We start from the raw sequence: 16,576 nt of genomic DNA, 5'->3' as shown, positions 1-16,576 counted from the left end.
CGTTCGGAGAAATTCTCCTCACCCCTGGCGTAGGACCTTCGCTTCGGCCTGCCCCCGGTGCCCGTCATACCGGGGAGTTGGGACAAGAGCGCTTGGGCGAGAGGCGGCTGATGTGAAGGGGCCCTGGCCACGAGTGTCAGGGCCCGCTTGTATCACTCCTGGCTGGCCCGGTAGGCCTCGAGGATGGCGGCGCCCTGCTCGCCGGCGCGCTCGGCCCACTCTTCGGTCATGGTGGCGCCGATCTCCTCCAGCCTGGCGGCGAGTTCCGGCGTCGGCGTGGTCACCGTGATGCCGTTTTCCTCGAGCACCTTCAGCGCCTCGTCGGTCTCCTGGCGGCTCATGTCCCAACCGCGCTCCTCGGCGGCGGTGGCGGCCTCCAGCACCGCCTGCCGGGTGGCCTCGTCGAGGCGCGCGAAGGCACGCTCGCTGACGATCACCATGTTCTTGGGCAGCCATAGCTGGGCATGGTTGAAGTGGCTCAGGTAGTCCCACGCCTTGGTGTCGGCGCCGGTGGCCGGGGAGGTGATCATGGCGCCGACGCGGCCGGTGCTGAAGGCTGTGGGAATGTCCGGGACCTCGACCTGGGTCGGCACGGCGCCGGCCAGTTGGGCGAGCCGCTCGCTGGCGGCATTGTAGGCGCGCATGCTCAGGTTCTGCAGATCCTCGGGGTCGTCGATCTCCTGTTGGGTGTAGATCCCCTGGGGCGGCCAGGGCACGGCGAACAGCAGGCGCAGGCGCTGCTCGGCGAGCTCCTCGGCGATGACCTCCCGGGAGGCCTCCCACAGGGTGCGGGCGTCCTCATAGCTCGATGCCAGGTAGGGCACCGAGTCGACCTCGAAGATGGGGTTCTCGTTGGCCAGCCGCGACATGATCAGCTCGCCGATGGGCACGATGCCGCGGCGCACCGAGTTCTTGATCTCGGCATGGCCGATCAGCGAGCCGTTGGAATGCACGGTGATGTCCAACTCGCCATCGGTGGCCTCACGGACGTCGTCGGCGAATTCGCGGATATTGACGGTATGGAAGGTGCGGTCGCCGTAGGGCGTCGGCATGTCCCATTCGGTGGCGGCCTGGGCGTCGAGGCCCAGGGTGGCCAGGCCCACACCCAGCGCGATGGCAGAGGCGAGCCGGGTCAGCGGCGGTTGGCGGACGGTCATGAGCGGTTCCTCTCGCGGGTCGGTCTATTGTTATGGGGCAATGCACGGCGTTGATGGCCGCGCGATTCCCTAGAGCATAGCGGGTCGACGGAGGGAAGGTTATGCAGCCGGCGAGAGATTCGTCAACGATACATAGATCAATTGACGATGTTATGAGTATAAAACGTTGATAATTTATTGATGAAATTATCCTTGGAGAGGTGGCCATGAAATCTCTGCTCCTCAATGCCGACATGGGGGAAAGCTTCGGGCCCTGGGTGATGGGGCTGGACCATGAGGTCATGCCCCACGTCGACCTGGCCAACGTGGCCTGTGGCTTTCATGCCTCCGACCCCGACGTGATTCGCAAGACCGTGCGCCTGGCACGCCAGCATGGCGTGACCGTGGGCGCCCACCCGGCCTATCCGGACATGGTGGGGTTCGGGCGTCGTTCGATGGCCTGCAGCCCCGAGGAAATCGAGAACCTGGTGCTCTATCAGGTCGGGGCCCTGGCGGGCCTGTGCCGGGCGGAGGGCATGTCCGTCGGCTACATCAAGCCCCACGGGGCGCTCTACAACGACATGATGCGCGACCCCGAGATCCTCGCCGCCGTGATGCGGGCGCTGGTGGCCTATGACGCCGACCTGCCGTTGATGGTCATGGCCACCCGGGATCCCTCCGCCGCGCGGGAGCTGGCCGACGAGCACCGCGTGACCCTGTGGTTCGAGGCCTTCGCGGACCGCGCCTACGATGGCGAGGGTCGGCTGGTCTCGCGCCGCGAGCCGGGCGCCGTGCATCACGACACCGAGGTCATCGTCGACCAGGCCCGGCGCATCGCCCGGGGGGAGCCGCTGGTCGCCCGCGACGGCAGCGAGCTGGTGCTGGCGGCCGACACCCTCTGCGTGCACGGTGACAACGCCGAGTCGATCGCCGCCATCAAGGCCATCCGCGCGGCCTTGCGCGACTCGGGGAGGGCAGGATGACGGCCATGCGACTGCCGCGTCTCGAGTCCGCCGGCCTCGACGGCTGGCTGGTGCGCCTGTTCGCCGAGATCGACGAGGCCAACATGCCCTGGCTCACCGCCCTGGTGCGGGACTGCGAGGCGGCCTTCGGCGAGGCGCTCGTCGACCTGGTGCCGTCCTATACCACCCTGCTGGTGGTCTTCGACCCGCTGGCGCTCTCGCCCGGCGAGGCGCGCCAGCGGCTGGCGGGCGTGGTGGCGTCCCTGCGGCCCGACGAGGCGGCCGAGGGGACGCCGCTGCGGGAGCTGCCCACCTGGTACGACCCCTCGGTGGGCCCCGAGCTCGCCCGGCTCGCCGAGCGCAGCGGGCTGAGCGTGGAGCAGGTCGTCGAGTGCCACAGTGCTGCTACCTACCGGGTCTTCGCCCTGGGCTTCGCCCCGGGATTCGCCTTCATGGGCCGTGTGGAGGAGCGCCTGGCGTGCCCCCGGCTCGAGACGCCCCGCAAGCGCGTGCCCGCCGGCAGCGTGGGGATCGCCGGGCGCCAGACGGCGGCCTATCCGCTGGTCTCCCCGGGGGGCTGGAACCTGATCGGGCGCACCGCCGCGGTGCTCTTCGATCGGGACCGGGAGGGCTTCAGCCTGCTGAAGGTGGGCGACCGGGTGCGCTTCGTGCCCGTGACGCGGGAGGCCTTCACCCGACTGGGCGGCGATGATACGGCCATGGAGGACAAGCGATGACGGATGCGGTGCCGGGATTGCGCGTGCGCCGGGCGGGCCCGCTGGCGCTGCTGCAGGATGCCGGACGCTTCGGCGTGCGACGGCTGGGCGTGACCCAGGGCGGCCCCGCGGACCTGCATGGCTGGGCCTGGGCCAATCGCCTGGCGGGCAACGACTGGGGCGCGACGGCGCTGGAGGTCACCTTCGGCGGCCTGGCGCTCGAGGCGGAGCGCGACCTGACGCTGGCGGTCTGCGGGGGCGATCTGGGGGCGACTCTGGACGAGGCGCCGCTGCCGCTGTGGCGTGGGCTGCGGGTGCGGGCGGGGCAGGTGGTGGCCTTCCGCCAGCCGGTCGCCGGCCTGCGGGCCTACCTGGCGGTGGCCGGCGGCTTTCGCGCCGACCCGGTGCTCGGCAGCACGGCCTGTGTGGTTCGCGAGGGGCTGGGCGGCCACGACGGCCACGGGCGGTCGCTGGCGGAGGGGGATCGTCTGGCGGTCGGCGGCGCGGCGCGGGGCGTCCGCGGCGAGGCGGCGCCGCCCGACGTCCGGCCCGACTACACCGCGATGCCGCGTCTGGCCCTGCTGCCGGGGGCCCAGATCGGCGAGTTCGACGGGGCGAGCCTGTACCGCGCCTTCAACGCCGCCTGGCGGGTCGACGACCGGGCCGATCGCATGGGGGTGCGATTGACCGGTCCCCGGCTGCATTGCCGGGTGGAGACGCTGATCTCCGAGGGGCTCGGCCTGGGAGCGGTCCAGGTGCCCCCCGATGGCCAGCCCATCGCCCTGCTCAATGATCGTCAGACCATCGGCGGCTACCCGCGGCTGGGGGCGCTGACGCCGCTGGCCTGCGCTCGGCTGGCGCAGTGCCTGCCGGGCCAGGAGGTCCGGCTGGCGGCCGTCGCCGCCGAGCGGGCGCTGGCCGAGCATCGCCGCTTCCGCGCGCTCTTTCGCTGACCGGGGATCAGGCGCCCAGGCCGCTTTCGCGCAGCAGCTGGTCGATGCTGCGCTCGGCGCGGCGCAGGCCGGCGCCCTCGATCATCAGCTCGGTCTCGAGAGCCGTGAGACCCTCGGCCACCAGGCGTTCGAGCAGTTCGGTGCGCGACAGCGCGCAGCGCTCGGCCAGGCGGTCGAGGCGTATCTCCTGGTCGCGGGTCAGGCGCAGCAGGTGGGGCATGGGCATGACGGTCTCTCCTCTGGGGGACAACCGAAGTCTCGCACCTCGCCATGACAGCCCCATGACGCCGAGCGACATCGGCCTGCCGGATCCGGACAGTCGCGCGAGGAGCGGCTAGGCCAGGCCTCGCTGCTGCATGACGTCGAGGATGATCGGCACCGGGGTCATCAGGTGTTCCCGCATCATCGGCCGCGCCCGGCTGGCGTCGCGCGCCAGGATGACCTCGACTAGGGCGGCGTGCTCCCGACGCTTGCGTTCCAGGGCCTCCTCGGAGAACACGGTGGCCTGCAGCCAGAGATGGCGGTAGCGCTCGACCTGGTCGAACAGGCTCTCGCGCAGCTGCATCAGGTGTGGCGAGTTGCAGCCGGCGGCGATGGCGGTATGGAATGCCTTGTGGCGGGCATCCCAGACATCGAGCATCTCGTCCGGGCTCCTCACCTCCATGACCTTGGCCAAAGTATGGGCCTTGGCCAGGATCTCCGCCTCCCAGCTGTCGTCGCCGCGCTCGATGGCCAGCTCCAGCACCAGTCCCTCGAGCTGTGCCCTGGCGTCGTAGAGATCGGCGAGCTCCTCCCGGGACATGGGCGCGACCCGGTAGCCCCGCTGGCTGATGGCCACCACCAGCCGTTCGGCGACCAGCTGCGAGAGCGCCTCGCGCAGCGGCCCGATGCCCAGGTCGTAGCGCTCCTTCAGCCGGCTCATCAGCAGCTTCTCGCCCGGCTGGAAGACGCCGCGGATGATGTCGTGCTTGAGCCAGGTGTAGGCGCTGATGCCGAGGTTCTGTTTCGGGGTGCTGTCCATGGTACTGCCGTTCCCTGAAGTAGACGCTCATGATACCCGATCATCGTCAGGCTCGATAATCGTCGTCACTTCCTGAGGATACACCTCATCCCGGCAAATGATGGACATTGTCCGGGGCAAGACCCAGCAGGACGAAGGCCCGTCACCGTCTTCGCCCCGGCGGAGGCTGCCTGCGAGCGGCTGCCCGAGGGCATGGGAGAGGCGCTGTTCGGGCCCCGTATCGTGCTCATTGCGTCGGGCGGCGCAGTTCGGTCCAGGCCGCATAGGTGCTGAGGAAGACCCGTCCGGCGAGCGCGTCGAGGAAGTGGCTCTTCTTGAGCTGGTCCATCACCGGGCCCTTCACCTCGGCCAGGTGCAGGGTGACCCGGGAGTCCTTCAGCCGGGCATTGATGGCGTCCAGGCTCTCGAGTGCCGAGGCATCGATCAGGTTCACCGCGGAGCAGATCAGCACGACATGTTCCAGTTCGGGGCGGCTCGCCACCAGGGCGTAGAGGGTGTCCTCCAGGTAGCGGGCATTGGCGAAGTAGAGGCTCTCGTCGATGCGCAGCAGGGCCAGGTGGCTGACCGTCTCGGTGTCGTGGCGCAGCACGCTGCGAAAGTGCTCGGTGCCGGGGATCCGCCCCACCAGGGCGCTATGGGGCCGGCTGGTGCGATACAGGAAGAGCATGATCGACAGCAGCACGCCGCTGATGATGCCGGCCTCGACCCCCTCCACCAGCGTCAGCACCATGGTCACCGCCATGGCCGAGAAGTCGCTGCGCGAATAGCGCCAGGTCTGGCGGATCAGCGGGATGTCCACCAGGGTCAGGATGGCCACGGTGATGGTGGCGGCCAGGGTCGCCACCGGCAGGTGGTAGAGCAGCGGGGTCAGGGCCAGCGTGACCAGGCCGATGCCGATGGCTGCGAAGAGGCCGGCCATGGGCGTGCGCGCCCCGGACTCGTAGTTGATGACGGTGCGCGAGAGCCCCCCGGTGACCGGCATGCCGGCGGAGAAGGCCGCGGCGAGGTTGGCGCCGCCCAGCCCGATCAGCTCCTGGTTGGGCGAGATGCGCTCGCGCCGCTTGGCGGCGAGCATCTGTGCCATGGAGATCGACTCGACGAAGCCCACCACGCTGATCAGCAGCGCCGGTACCAGCAGCTCCCGCCACAGCGCCGCCTCGAAGGGGGGCAGGGTCAGCGGCGGGAGGCCGGCCGGCACGCTGCCGACCACCGCCACGCCCCGCTCGGCGAGCCCCAGCCACCAGCTGATCAGGGCGGTGGCGACGACCGCGAAGACCGGGCCGGCCCGGGTGATCAGGCCGGCGAGGCCCGTCGGCAGGCCCAGGCGTGTCAGGGCCGGGCGGCCGAGGCGTCGCACGGCGACCAGGAAGGCCAGGGTGCCGATCCCCATGGCCAGGGTCGGGCCGTGCACCGCGTCGAGGTGTCGCACCAGGCTAGCCGCCAGGGTCAGGGCGTCGTAGCCACCGGTGTCGATGCCGAGCAGGTGGGACAGCTGGCTGGTGGCGATGAGCAGGCCCGAGGCCGACAGGAACCCGCCGATCACCGGGTGGCTCAGGAAGTTGGCGAAGAAGCCCATGCGCAGCAGGCCCATGATCGCCAGCATCGCCCCGGAGAGCAGCGACAGCACCAGAGCGGCCTGCAGGTACTCCGGCGAGCCCGGGGGGGCCACGCCGGCCAGCGCCGCACCGGTCATCAGGGCGATGATGGCCACCGGCCCCACCGCCAGGGTGCGGCTGGTGCCGAGCAGGGTGTAGGCGAGCAGCGGCAGGATGCTGGCATAGAGCCCGACCACCGCCGGCAGGCCGGCCAGGATGGCGTAGGCCAGGGACTGGGGAATCACCATGATGGTGACGATGGTGCCGGCCAGCAGGTCGGCACCGCACAGGCGGCGGTTGTAGTGGGGCAGCCAGGTCAGAATCGGCAGGTAGCGTTTGAGCATCCGGGCCTATCGCGGTCGTGGTGGGCGGGGTCCAGACTAAACGATATCGGCCCGACCATCAGCCCTGGTGAGGCGGGGGTGGACCAGGGCCGCGTGGCCAGGGGCGACCACGCGCTGCCCGGCCATGCCGCTGGCTCAGCGGTAGCCGGCCAGGAAGCGGGCATCCAGCCAGCGCTTCCAGACCATGGCGAGCCGGCCGCCCCACCAGCGCCGACCGCGAATGGCCAGCGCCTGTCCCTGGCCGAGGTTGAGGATCGCCAGGGCGCGGGGTTGGGGGCGATAGGACTGCAGGGCGCCGCCCGTCAGGTGGGCGGCGATATTGGCCAACAGCACCGGCGCCTGGCGGACGCCGTAGACGCCCAGACGGGGCAGACGCTGGTGGAGCATCGCCGCACAATCGCCGGCGGCGAAGGCCCAGGGGGCCTGCGGGCTCTGCAGGGCGTCGGTGACGGCCAGGCCGCGACCGGCCAGGGTCGGCAGCCCCAGGCCGTCGACGACCTCGGGAGGGGCCAGCCCGGCGGCATGCACCACGTGGTCGGCCTCGAGGTAGCGGAAGCTGTCCTCGCCCCAGGGCTGGTCGAAGGCGGCGACCATGAGGCCGCCGGCGGCATGGCCCCGCACCTCGAGGCCCGTGGACACCCGGATCCCGCGGCGCTCGAGCAGGCGCGCGAGCCAGGCCACGGCCCGTTCGGGGGCTCCTTCCAGCAGACGCTGGCCGCGGGTCACCAGCCGGATATCGGCTGGGGTGCCGTGATGTCGCGCCAGGGCCCACAGGTTGCAGGCCACCTCCACGCCGCTGGCACCGCCGCCGACCACCACGATGCGCGGCTGACGGCCCGCGGCGAATTCGCGGGCCAGGCGATGATGCAGGGCCACCAGGCACGGAATCGGCTTCACCGCCCAGGCGGTGGGTCCCCGGGGATGGGGGGCGGGGCAGGGCGTGCGCGAGCCGAGGTTGAACGACAGCACCGAGAAGGGCAGGCGGCGGCCGTCGGCGAGCAGCGCCTCGCGGCGCCGGGCGTCGAGCCCGCTCAGGCGGCCGCGCAGGGCCCGGACCCCATGGCGCCTGGCGAGGCGCGCGGGGTCCAGGCGGTCTTCCCCCGGCGGGTACTGGCCGCCGAGGACGCCGCTTGCCAGGCCCGAATACCAGAAGCTCCCCGGATCGACCAGCATGACGTCCGCGGCCGGCAGGCGCCGGCGCTGCTGGATCAGGTGGAGATGAGCATGACCGGCGCCGACCAGCAGCACCGGTGCCCGGTCGACGGGCGGGACATCGTGAGTCATGGCGCGATGTTAGCGGAGTGGTCCCGGCCAGGCGAGTCCCCTCGGGCTCGACGCCTCCCTGGCCCGCCATGGCGGCGGCGATCCGTGAGCCCGGCACTCAGGTCCTGGCGGCCTGCCGCGGGCGACCCTGCCAGGCCGACCAGGAGTACAGGGCCAGGCCGATCCAGATCAGGCCGAAGGTCGCCAGCTGGACCGAGGTCAGCGGCTCGCGGAACACCAGCAGGGCGATGAAGAACTGCAGGCTCGGGTTCAGGTACATCAGGAACCCCAGGGTCGCCAGCCGCAGGCGCCGCGCCGCCCCTGCGAAGGCCAGCAGCGGCAGGGCGGTGATCACCCCGCTGGTCACCAGCAGGGCGGTGGTGTGGCCGTCGGCGAGGAAGTGGGACTGGCCGGCCTGGCCGAGCCAAGCCAGCGCCAGCAGCCCGAAGGGCAGCAGCAGCAGGGTCTCGACGAACAGGCCCGACAGGCCATCCAGGGGGACCTGCTTGCGCAGCAGCCCATAGGTGCCGAAGGACAGGGCCAGGGTCAGGCTGATCCAGGGCAGTTCGCCGAGTATCGCCAGTTGCAGGGCGATGGCCACGCCGGCCAGCACCACCGCCAGGGCCTGCAGGCGCACCATGCGCTCGCGCAGCACGAGCATCCCCAGGGCCACGTTGACCAGGGGCGTGAGGAAGTAGCCGAGGCTGGCCTGGAGCACCTGACGGCTCTCCACCGCATAGATGTACAGGCCCCAGTTGACGGCGATCAACACCGCGCAGCCGAGCACCCGGCCGAGTCGCCGCGGCTGCCTCAGGGCCTGGCGGACCGGCGACCAGCGGCGCAGCAGCACGATCAGCCCGGCCAGGAAGAGGCACGACCAGAGCACCCGATGGATGAGGATCTCGTAGGAAGGCACGCCCTCGAGGAGGGCGAAGAACAGCGGGAAGCAGCCCCACATCAGGTAGGCGGCGAGACCGAAGCCCACCCCCTTGGCGGCCTCGGCGTCGGTGGCGGTCGGGATCATGCTTAACGTCCTAACAAAATACCTAGGCTAGCACACACCGGCCGCCGTGTACCGAGGCGGACGCCGTCGCACCTGGCTGGGATGACGCGGATCGGTAACGCTGCCGAAGATGTCCAGGATAGGCCCAGCAGTCTGGGACATGGCATCCTCTGGTCAAATGCCCCATCCATTAGACCGGTGCCGCAGCCTTGGGCATCGCGACCGGCGGACAGTAAGGGAGGCGTGATGCTGAGGGTCGTCGCTGGCCTCCTGGCCACATATTGCCTGGTGGTGCTGCTGCTCTGGGGCTGCCAGGCACGCCTGCTCTACCTGCCCCATGTGGGGCGCGAGGTCGTGGGGACGCCGACCGACATCGGCCTCGACTGGGAACCGGTGAGGCTGCGTACCAGCGACGACCTCAGCCTGGCGGCGTGGTGGGTGCCGGCCGAGCCGGCGCGGGCCACGCTGCTCTTCTTTCACGGCAATGCCGGCAACATCTCCCACCGCCTGGCGTCGATCCGCCAATTCCACCGGCTGGGGCTCTCGATACTGATCGTCGACTACCGCGGTTACGGGGACAGCGAAGGGCGCCCTTCAGAGGCAGGGACCGCGCGCGATGCGCGGGCGGCCTGGCAGTGGCTGGTCGAGCGCCGCGGCCTCGCCGCCGAGGAGATCGTGCTCTTCGGCCGTTCCCTCGGGGCGGGCGTGGCCGCGGAACTGGCCGCGGCGCTGCCGCCGGACGAGGGCCCGGCGGCGCTGATCCTGGAATCGGCGTTTCGCTCGGTGCCCAAGCTCGGCCAGCGGCTCTATCCCTTCCTGCCGGTTCGCTGGGTGTCGCGTTTCGATTACGATGTCGAGAGGTACGTGACCCAGCGCTCGGCACCGCTGCTGGTCATCCACAGCCGGGATGACGAGATCATCCCCTTCAGCGAGGGCGAGGCCGTCTTCGAGGCCGCCCGCGAGCCCAAGGAGCTGCTGGTCATCCACGGCGGCCACAACACCGGTTTCCTCGACAGCCAGCCGGCGTATTCCACCGGCATCGCCGCGTTTCTGGACGAGCACCTCCAGACGCGGCGTCCCTGATCCCCTGCTGTCGCCCCGGGCAATCGCAGCTGGGTCTAACGAGGGACGCCGGGGACAGGTCGAAGAGGGGGTCCTACGCCAGGGATGGCGTCGGTAGCGCCCAGGGAGGGGTTCACAGCGCCCCCTCGCAGACCTGTCGACGGATCAGCCCCGAGCGACATCGCTAACTGCGATAGCCTTGTGCTGCCGGCGTCGATGGCTGCGTGCAACCGGCGTCTCGGTTAGGCTGGAGGCATTCCCCCCGAGCCGATGGAGTCCATGATGAGCGAACTTCGAACCACCCTGGTGCAGTCCGACCTGCGCTGGGAAGACCCCGAGGCCAATTGCCGGATGCTCGAGGAGACCCTGGGCGATCTCGGCGGGGACGAGACCGACCTGATCGTCCTGCCGGAGATGTTCGCCACCGGTTTTACCATGAATTCCCGGGAGATGGCCGAGCCGATGGCCGACAGCGCCACCGTGGCCTGGCTGCAGGACCAGGCACGGCGACGCGGCTGCGTGGTGACCGGCAGCCTGGCCGTGGTGGAGGATGGCGACTACTTCAACCGGCTGGTCTGGGCGCGTCCCGATGGCAGCCTGGTGCACTACGACAAGCGCCACCTGTTCCGCATGGCCGGCGAGCACGAGCGCTACGCCATGGGCCATGAGCGGGTAATCGTCGAGCTGAAGGGCTTCCGAGTGCTGCTCAGCGTCTGCTACGACCTGCGCTTTCCGGTCTGGCTGCGCCAGCAGCCGGCCCCCGGCGAGCATTTCGAATACGATGCCCTGCTGTGCGTGGCCAACTGGCCCGCCCCGCGGCGCCATCCCTGGCGGGTCCTGCTGCAGGCCCGGGCCGTCGAGAACCTGTGCCCGGTGATCGGCGTCAACCGGGTGGGCGAGGATGCCAAGGGCATGGCCTATGCCGGCGACTCCATGCTGGTGGACGCCAAGGGCGAGGCCTTGATCGACGAGCCGCGCGACACCCCCTTCGTCAGGACCGGCCGCCTGTCGCTGGACGAGCTCGCCGACTTCCGCGAGAAGTTCCCGGCCTGGCGCGATGCCGACCACTTCGCTCTGGCCGACGGGGTGGGGGTCTGATGCGCCTGGATCGTTTCCTCTCGGAAAGCACCGAGCTCACCCGGGGACTGGCCAAGCGGGCCCTGTCCCGGGGCGAGGTGACCGTCAACGGCGAGCCCGAGAAGAAGGGCGCCCGGCACGTCGGCGATGAGGACCGTGTCACCTGGAACGGCGTGCCGCTGGCCCTGGTGGGCCTGCGCCACATCATGTTGCACAAGCCGGCCGGCGTGGAGTGCACCGCCCGCCGGGGCCTGTACCCGCGGGCGGTGGACCTGGTCGAGGCGCCCAAGGCGGAGCGGCTGCGGCCGGTGGGGCGGCTGGATGTCGAGACCACCGGACTGCTGCTGCTGACCGACGACGGCCAGTGGTCCCACCGGGTCACCTCGCCGAAGCGGGCCTGTGCCAAGGTCTACCGGGCGACCCTGGCGCGCCCGCTGGCGGGCGAGGAGGCCGCGCGGGCGGTGGCCGCCTTCGCCGAGGGCGTGTGGCTCGAGGGCGAGGAGGCCGCGACCCGCCCGGCCGAGCTCGAGCTTGTCGATGCCCATCGGGCCCGCCTGACCATCACCGAGGGGCGCTACCACCAGGTGCGACGGATGTTCGCGGCCATCGGCAACCATGTGGAGGCCCTGCATCGCGAATCGGTGGGGGCGTTGCGTCTCGATCCGGCGCTGGCGCCCGGCGAGTGGCGCGACCTCACCGAGCAGGAGGTGGCCCTGTTCTGAGCCGCGCTCAGGCGTAGACGTGGGTCCGCGTCCGGCCCCCGTGCTTGGCGGCATAGAGGGCCTTGTCGGCGAGCCCGATCAGCGCCTGGGGTTCGTCGGCATGGGACGGGTAGGAGGCGATGCCGCAGGAGACGCTGATCGGCCCCAGGGTCGCTTCCCGGTAGTGGTAGACGGTGCCGGCCAGCCGGGCCATGAGGGCATCGACCCGGCCCCGGGCCGCGTCGGCATCGGCGTCGCTCAGCAGCACCGCGAATTCCTCGCCGCCCAGCCGACAGACCACGTCGGCCTCGCGAAAGTGCTGGGCCAGGCAGCTCGCGACCCCGGACAGCACCGTATCCCCCGCCTCGTGGCCGAAGTCATCGTTGAAGTGCTTGAAGTGGTCGATATCGATCATGACCAGCGTCAGGGCATGACCGTGGCGCTTGGCCTGGGCGGCCTCGTGCGCCAGCAGCTCGTCGAAGTAGCGGCGGTTGTGCAGGCCGGTGAGAGTGTCGGTGTAGGAGTAGATCTCGAGCCGCTTGACCAGTCGCGGCAGCTGGTCGGTGCGCTCGGCGACTTCCTGCTCGAGGCGCTGGTTGAGCCGCTTCAGGGCCTGCTGGGTGCGCGCATAGTCGGCCAGCGAGATACCGGCGATGGCCAGGGTGAACGCCAGGGCGCCTCGTCCGTGCCGGGCCGTGTCCAGGCCGGGGTCGACGGGAGCCAAGTATAGGCCAGGCTAGGGGATGACGCCCCGCCCGGCGGGAGTGTCCAGAAAGGGTTTATACCGTTATCTTCTCTTGCCGGGAGGCGTCTCAACCTGCTCTGGTGCGTGACCTCAAAGCCAGGCGTCCGACGGCATGGTAGCGTCCGGCCACCGACGCTGCTGGGGTCAGGAAACTTGCCCCATCAGGCCTCGGTGGACGTCAACCCGGCGGCCTCCACCAGGGCGCGGGTATAGTCGGTGCCGGGGTGTTCCAGGACCTCCAGGCAGTCGCCGCTCTCCATCACCTCGCCGTCCTTGAGCACCAGGATGCGGTGGGCCATGGCGCGGACCACCGCCAGGTCGTGGCTGATGAACAGGTAGCTCAGCCCGCGGCGGCGCTGGAGTTCCCTCAGCAGGGCGACCAGCTGCTTCTGCACGGTGCGATCCAGCGCCGAGGTGGGCTCGTCGAGAACCAGCAGCTCGGGCTCGAGGATGATGGCCCGGGCCACGGCGATGCGCTGACGCTGCCCGCCGGAGAACTCGTGGGGGTAGCGGGCGGCGCACTGTTCCGGCAGACCTACTTCGCGCAGGGTGTCGCGGACCCGACGGTCGACCTCCGACGGGGACAGCTCCGGGTGGTGGAAGTGCAGGCCCTCGCTGACGATGTCGGCAACGGGCAGACGCGGCGACAGCGAGCCATAGGGATCCTGGAAGACCACCTGGAGGCGGCGGCGGCGCCGGCGCAGGGCGTTGCCATGGAGCCGGTCCAGGCGTTCACCGTCGAAGTCGATCTCGCCCTGGCTGACGGTGAGCCGCAACAGGGCCAGCGCCAGGGTGGTCTTGCCGGAGCCGGATTCGCCGACGATGCCCAGGGTCTCGCCGGGGGCCACCGTCAGGTCGAGGGGCTTCACGGCCTCGAAGGCGGGCGGGCGGCGACGGAACAGCCGCCTGGGGCGCTCGAAGCGCACGCCGAGGCCGCGGGCGCTGAGCAGCGGCGGCTGTGGGCTGACGGGCTCGGGGCGGCCCGCGGGCTCGGCCTCCAGCAGGTCCCGGGTGTAGGGGCTCTGGGGCGCGGCGAAGACGCTGGCCACCTCGCCGGTCTCCTGGAGTCGGCCATGATGCATGACACAGACCCGGTCGGCATGGCGGCGGACCAGGTTGAGGTCATGGGTGATGAACAGCATGCCCATGCCGTGCGCGTCGCGCAGGTCGGCGAGCAGCGCCAGGATCTCGCGCTGGACGGTGACGTCCAGCGCCGTGGTGGGCTCGTCGGCGATCAGCAGCCGGGGGCGATTGGCGATGGCCATGGCGATCATCACCCGCTGGCGCTGGCCGCCGGAGAGCTGGTGGGGCCAGGCGTCGAGGAGCTCCTCGGCGCGGGGCAGCCTGACCTGCTCGAGCAGTTCCCGGCAGCGCCGACGGGCCGCCGGGCCGGAGAGGCCCTGGTGCAGGCGCAGGGTCTCGCCGATCTGCGTGGCCACGGTCTGCAGCGGGTTCAGCGAGGTCATCGGCTCCTGGAAGACGAAGCCCACCTGGCCGCCGCGCAGCGCCTGCCACTGTCGGCGCGTCAGGCGGGCGAGGTCGGTGTCGCCGAGGTGGCGGCCGCCGCGCACCTCGGCGTTGCGGGGCAGCAACCCCAGGGCGCCGAGGGCGGAGACCGACTTGCCGGAGCCGGACTCGCCGACCAGCGCCAGGGTCTCGCCAGGGTGCACCGCCAGGGACAGGTCCTCGACCACCGGCGTGCCGTCGAAGGCGATGGTCAGCGCATCGAGGCGGAACAGGGGGGTGTCAGGCATCGCGGGGCGTCCTTGGGCGTGAGTCGCCGGCCTGCTGGATATGACGGGGGTCGAAGGCATCGCGCAGGCCCTCGCCGATGAATACCAGCAGGGAGAGCATCACCGCCAGGGTCAGGAAGGCGGTGATGCCGAGCCAGGGCGCCTGGAGGTTGTTCTTGCCCTGGGCCACCAGCTCGCCGAGCGAGGGTGAGCCCGGCGGCAGGCCGAAGCCCAGGAAGTCCAGGGCGGTCAGGGTGGTGATGGCGCCGGTGAACAGGAAGGGAATGAAGGTCAGGGTGGCGACCATGGCGTTGGGCAGTACATGGCGCCACATGATCAGGTGCGAGGGCAGGCCCATGGCCCGCGCGGCGCGCACGTACTCCAGGTTGCGTGCGCGCAGGAACTCGGCACGTACCACGTCGACCAGGCCCAGCCAGGAGAACAGCAGCATGATGCCGAGCAGCCACCAGAGGTTGGGCTCGACCAGGCTGGCCAGGATGATCAGCAGGAACAGCATCGGCAGGCCGGACCAGATCTCGATCAGTCGCTGGCCGATCAGGTCGACCTTGCCGCCGAAGTAGCCCTGGACGCCGCCGATCAGCACCCCGAGTACCATCGAGCCGATGGTCAGCACCAGGGCGAACACCACCGACAGGCGAAAGCCGTAGATGACCCGGGCCAGCACGTCCCGACCCTGGTCGTCGGTGCCCAGCCAGTGCCGGGCGTCCGGCGGGGACGGCGCCGGGTGCGACAGGCCCATGTCGAGGGTGTCGTAGGTGAAGGGGATGGGGGGCCAGAGGATCCAGCCGTCGGCCTCGATGGTCTCCTGGATATAGGGGTCCCGGTAGTTCGCGGGAGTGGGCAGGAAGCCGCCGAACTCGGTATCGGGGTAGTCGACGAGCAGCGGGACGTACCACTGCCCCTGGTACTGCATCAGCAGCGGCCGGTCGTTGGCGACCAGCTCGGCGCCGAGGCTGACCACGAACAGGGTCAGGAAGACCCACAGCGACCACCGGGCGCGGCGGTTGCCGTGGAAGGTGGCGAGGCGGCGACGGGAAATCGGCGACAGCCGGGCGGTGAGACGTGACATGTCAGGACTCCCGGGTCTCGAAGTCGATGCGCGGGTCGACCCACACATAGGTCAGGTCCGAGATCAGCTTCAGCACCAGCCCGATCAGGGTGTACAGGTAGAGGGTGCCGAAGATCACCGGATAGTCACGCTGCATCACCGCCTCGAAGCCCAGCAGGCCGAGGCCGTTGAGGGAGAAGATCACCTCGATCAGCAGCGAGCCGGTGAAGAAGATGCCGACCAGCGCTGAGGGCAGGCCGGCGATGATGATCAGCATGCCGTTGCGGAACACGTGCCCGTAGAGGACCCGGCGATCGCTGGCGCCCTTGGCGCGGGCGGTCAGCACGTATTGCTTGTGCACCTCGTCGAGGAAGCTGTTCTTGGTCAGCATGGTCAGGGTGGCGAAGCTGCCGATCGCCGAGGCCACCACGGGCAGGGTGATATGCCAGAAGTAGTCCTTCACCTTGCCCCACGGGCCGAGGTCGGCGAAGTCCGGCGAGGTCAGGCCGCGCAGCGGGAAGACGTCCCAGTAGCTGCCCCCGGCGAACAGCACGATCAGCAGGATGGCGAACAGGAAGCCGGGGATCGCGTAGCCGACGATGACCAGGCCCGAGGTCCAGACATCGAACCGCGAGCCGTGGGTCAGCGCCTTGCGGATGCCCAGCGGGATGGACACCAGGTAGACCAGCAGGGTGGTCCAGAGCCCCAGCGAGATCGAGACCGGCAGCCGGTCGAGCATCAGGGTGGTGACCTTCTGGCCGAGGAAGAAGCTCTCGCCCAGGTCGAAGGTGGCATAGTCGACGAGCATGCCGAGGAAGCGCTCGTGGGCCGGCTGGTCGAAGCCGAACTGGGTCTCCAGGCGATCGATGAGCGCCTGGGGCACGCCCCGGGCGCCCCGTGACTCGCCGCTCGCGACGTCGCCGCCGCCGCCCTCCAGGCGCGTGCTGGCCTGGCTGGAGAGTCCCTCGAAGCGGGCCAGCATCTGGTCGATGGGACCGCCCGGGGCGGCCTGGACGATGATGAAGTTGAGCAGCATGATCCCCAGCAGGGTGGGGATCATCAGCAGGATGCGGCGCAGTACATAGGCGGCCACGGCGTGTCCTTAGCAATTATGTCCAGATGTCGTACGTCAAGGGCACGGTGAAAGAAGCGAGGGGTGAAGAGTGAGGGGAAGCCCGCCCCGTGGCTCATGCTCT

16 protein-coding genes are annotated in these 16,576 nt (G+C 70.2%); 6 read left to right on the top strand and 10 right to left on the bottom strand.

Annotation, left to right across the window (positions count from 1 at the left end):
* Window positions 1-152: 152 nt before the first annotated feature.
* The gene (locus OCT48_RS09915) at window positions 153-1,157 is read right to left on the bottom strand and encodes a TRAP transporter substrate-binding protein (RefSeq protein ID WP_263592529.1); all 1,005 of its coding nucleotides are present in this window, start codon (window positions 1,155-1,157) and stop codon (window positions 153-155) included.
* A 206-nt stretch (window positions 1,158-1,363) separates the two neighbouring features.
* Here OCT48_RS09915 and OCT48_RS09910 point away from each other — a divergent pair, with 206 nt between their 5' ends.
* From OCT48_RS09910 to OCT48_RS09900, 3 genes are read left to right on the top strand one after another with little or no spacing between them, the layout of a single operon-like run.
* The gene (locus tag OCT48_RS09910; protein ID WP_263592528.1) at window positions 1,364-2,119 is read left to right on the top strand and encodes a 5-oxoprolinase subunit PxpA; all 756 of its coding nucleotides are present in this window, start codon (window positions 1,364-1,366) and stop codon (window positions 2,117-2,119) included.
* A complete protein-coding gene (gene pxpB, locus OCT48_RS09905; protein WP_263592527.1) occupies window positions 2,116-2,835 on the top strand; it encodes a 5-oxoprolinase subunit PxpB in 720 nt (239 codons plus the stop codon). The genes OCT48_RS09910 and pxpB overlap by 4 nt, the downstream gene beginning before the upstream one ends.
* The gene (locus OCT48_RS09900) at window positions 2,832-3,767 is read left to right on the top strand and encodes a biotin-dependent carboxyltransferase family protein (protein ID WP_263592526.1); all 936 of its coding nucleotides are present in this window, start codon (window positions 2,832-2,834) and stop codon (window positions 3,765-3,767) included. Before pxpB ends, OCT48_RS09900 begins: the two co-directional genes overlap by 4 nt.
* Before the next feature lie 7 nt (window positions 3,768-3,774).
* Here OCT48_RS09900 and OCT48_RS09895 read toward each other — a convergent pair whose 3' ends face one another.
* The 5 genes from OCT48_RS09895 to rarD form a co-directional block, all read right to left on the bottom strand.
* Window positions 3,775-3,993: a hypothetical protein gene (locus OCT48_RS09895; protein WP_263592525.1), complete on the bottom strand. Its 219-nt coding sequence runs from the start codon at window positions 3,991-3,993 to the stop codon at window positions 3,775-3,777.
* A 108-nt stretch (window positions 3,994-4,101) separates the two neighbouring features.
* Complete coding sequence (csiR, locus tag OCT48_RS09890) at window positions 4,102-4,788, bottom strand: DNA-binding transcriptional regulator CsiR (RefSeq protein WP_263592524.1); 687 nt, start codon at window positions 4,786-4,788, stop codon at window positions 4,102-4,104.
* A 226-nt stretch (window positions 4,789-5,014) separates the two neighbouring features.
* Window positions 5,015-6,727 carry a SulP family inorganic anion transporter gene (locus OCT48_RS09885; RefSeq protein WP_263592523.1) on the bottom strand — a complete coding sequence of 571 codons (1,713 nt, stop codon included), beginning with the start codon at window positions 6,725-6,727 and terminating at the stop codon, window positions 5,015-5,017.
* 135 nt (window positions 6,728-6,862) lie between these two features.
* Window positions 6,863-8,011, bottom strand: coding sequence for an NAD(P)/FAD-dependent oxidoreductase (locus OCT48_RS09880; protein ID WP_263592522.1), 1,149 nt, complete (start codon window positions 8,009-8,011; stop codon window positions 6,863-6,865).
* Window positions 8,012-8,108: 97 nt separating this feature from the next.
* Window positions 8,109-9,014 (bottom strand): EamA family transporter RarD, encoded by a 906-nt coding sequence (rarD, locus tag OCT48_RS09875; RefSeq protein WP_263592521.1) that lies wholly within the window; start codon window positions 9,012-9,014, stop codon window positions 8,109-8,111.
* Between the two features lie 225 nt (window positions 9,015-9,239).
* Between rarD and OCT48_RS09870 the strand changes: the two genes are divergently transcribed.
* From OCT48_RS09870 to OCT48_RS09860, 3 genes are all read left to right on the top strand, one after another.
* Window positions 9,240-10,076, top strand: coding sequence for an alpha/beta hydrolase (locus OCT48_RS09870; protein ID WP_263592520.1), 837 nt, complete (start codon window positions 9,240-9,242; stop codon window positions 10,074-10,076).
* A gap of 261 nt (window positions 10,077-10,337) precedes the next feature.
* Complete coding sequence (locus tag OCT48_RS09865; RefSeq protein ID WP_263592519.1) at window positions 10,338-11,153, top strand: amidohydrolase; 816 nt, start codon at window positions 10,338-10,340, stop codon at window positions 11,151-11,153.
* Window positions 11,153-11,854 carry a pseudouridine synthase gene (locus OCT48_RS09860; RefSeq protein ID WP_263592518.1) on the top strand — a complete coding sequence of 234 codons (702 nt, stop codon included), beginning with the start codon at window positions 11,153-11,155 and terminating at the stop codon, window positions 11,852-11,854. The genes OCT48_RS09865 and OCT48_RS09860 overlap by 1 nt, the downstream gene beginning before the upstream one ends.
* Window positions 11,855-11,861: 7 nt before the next feature.
* Here the strand turns inward: OCT48_RS09860 and OCT48_RS09855 are convergent, their stop codons facing one another.
* The 4 genes from OCT48_RS09855 to OCT48_RS09840 form a co-directional block, all read right to left on the bottom strand.
* A complete protein-coding gene (locus tag OCT48_RS09855; RefSeq protein ID WP_263592517.1) occupies window positions 11,862-12,557 on the bottom strand; it encodes a GGDEF domain-containing protein in 696 nt (231 codons plus the stop codon).
* 182 nt (window positions 12,558-12,739) lie between these two features.
* Window positions 12,740-14,332 carry an ABC transporter ATP-binding protein gene (locus OCT48_RS09850; protein WP_263592516.1) on the bottom strand — a complete coding sequence of 531 codons (1,593 nt, stop codon included), beginning with the start codon at window positions 14,330-14,332 and terminating at the stop codon, window positions 12,740-12,742.
* A complete protein-coding gene (locus OCT48_RS09845; protein ID WP_263592515.1) occupies window positions 14,325-15,401 on the bottom strand; it encodes an ABC transporter permease in 1,077 nt (358 codons plus the stop codon). Before OCT48_RS09845 ends, OCT48_RS09850 begins: the two co-directional genes overlap by 8 nt.
* A 1-nt stretch (window position 15,402) precedes the next feature.
* Complete coding sequence (locus OCT48_RS09840; RefSeq protein WP_263592514.1) at window positions 15,403-16,473, bottom strand: microcin C ABC transporter permease YejB; 1,071 nt, start codon at window positions 16,471-16,473, stop codon at window positions 15,403-15,405.
* Window positions 16,474-16,576: the final 103 nt, after the last annotated feature.

This window comes from Halomonas sp. M4R1S46, assembly GCF_025725685.1.
GTDB lineage: Bacteria > Pseudomonadota > Gammaproteobacteria > Pseudomonadales > Halomonadaceae > Halomonas.
Note: the sequence above shows the minus strand (reverse complement) of the source record. Positions and strands in the feature narration are given on the sequence as shown.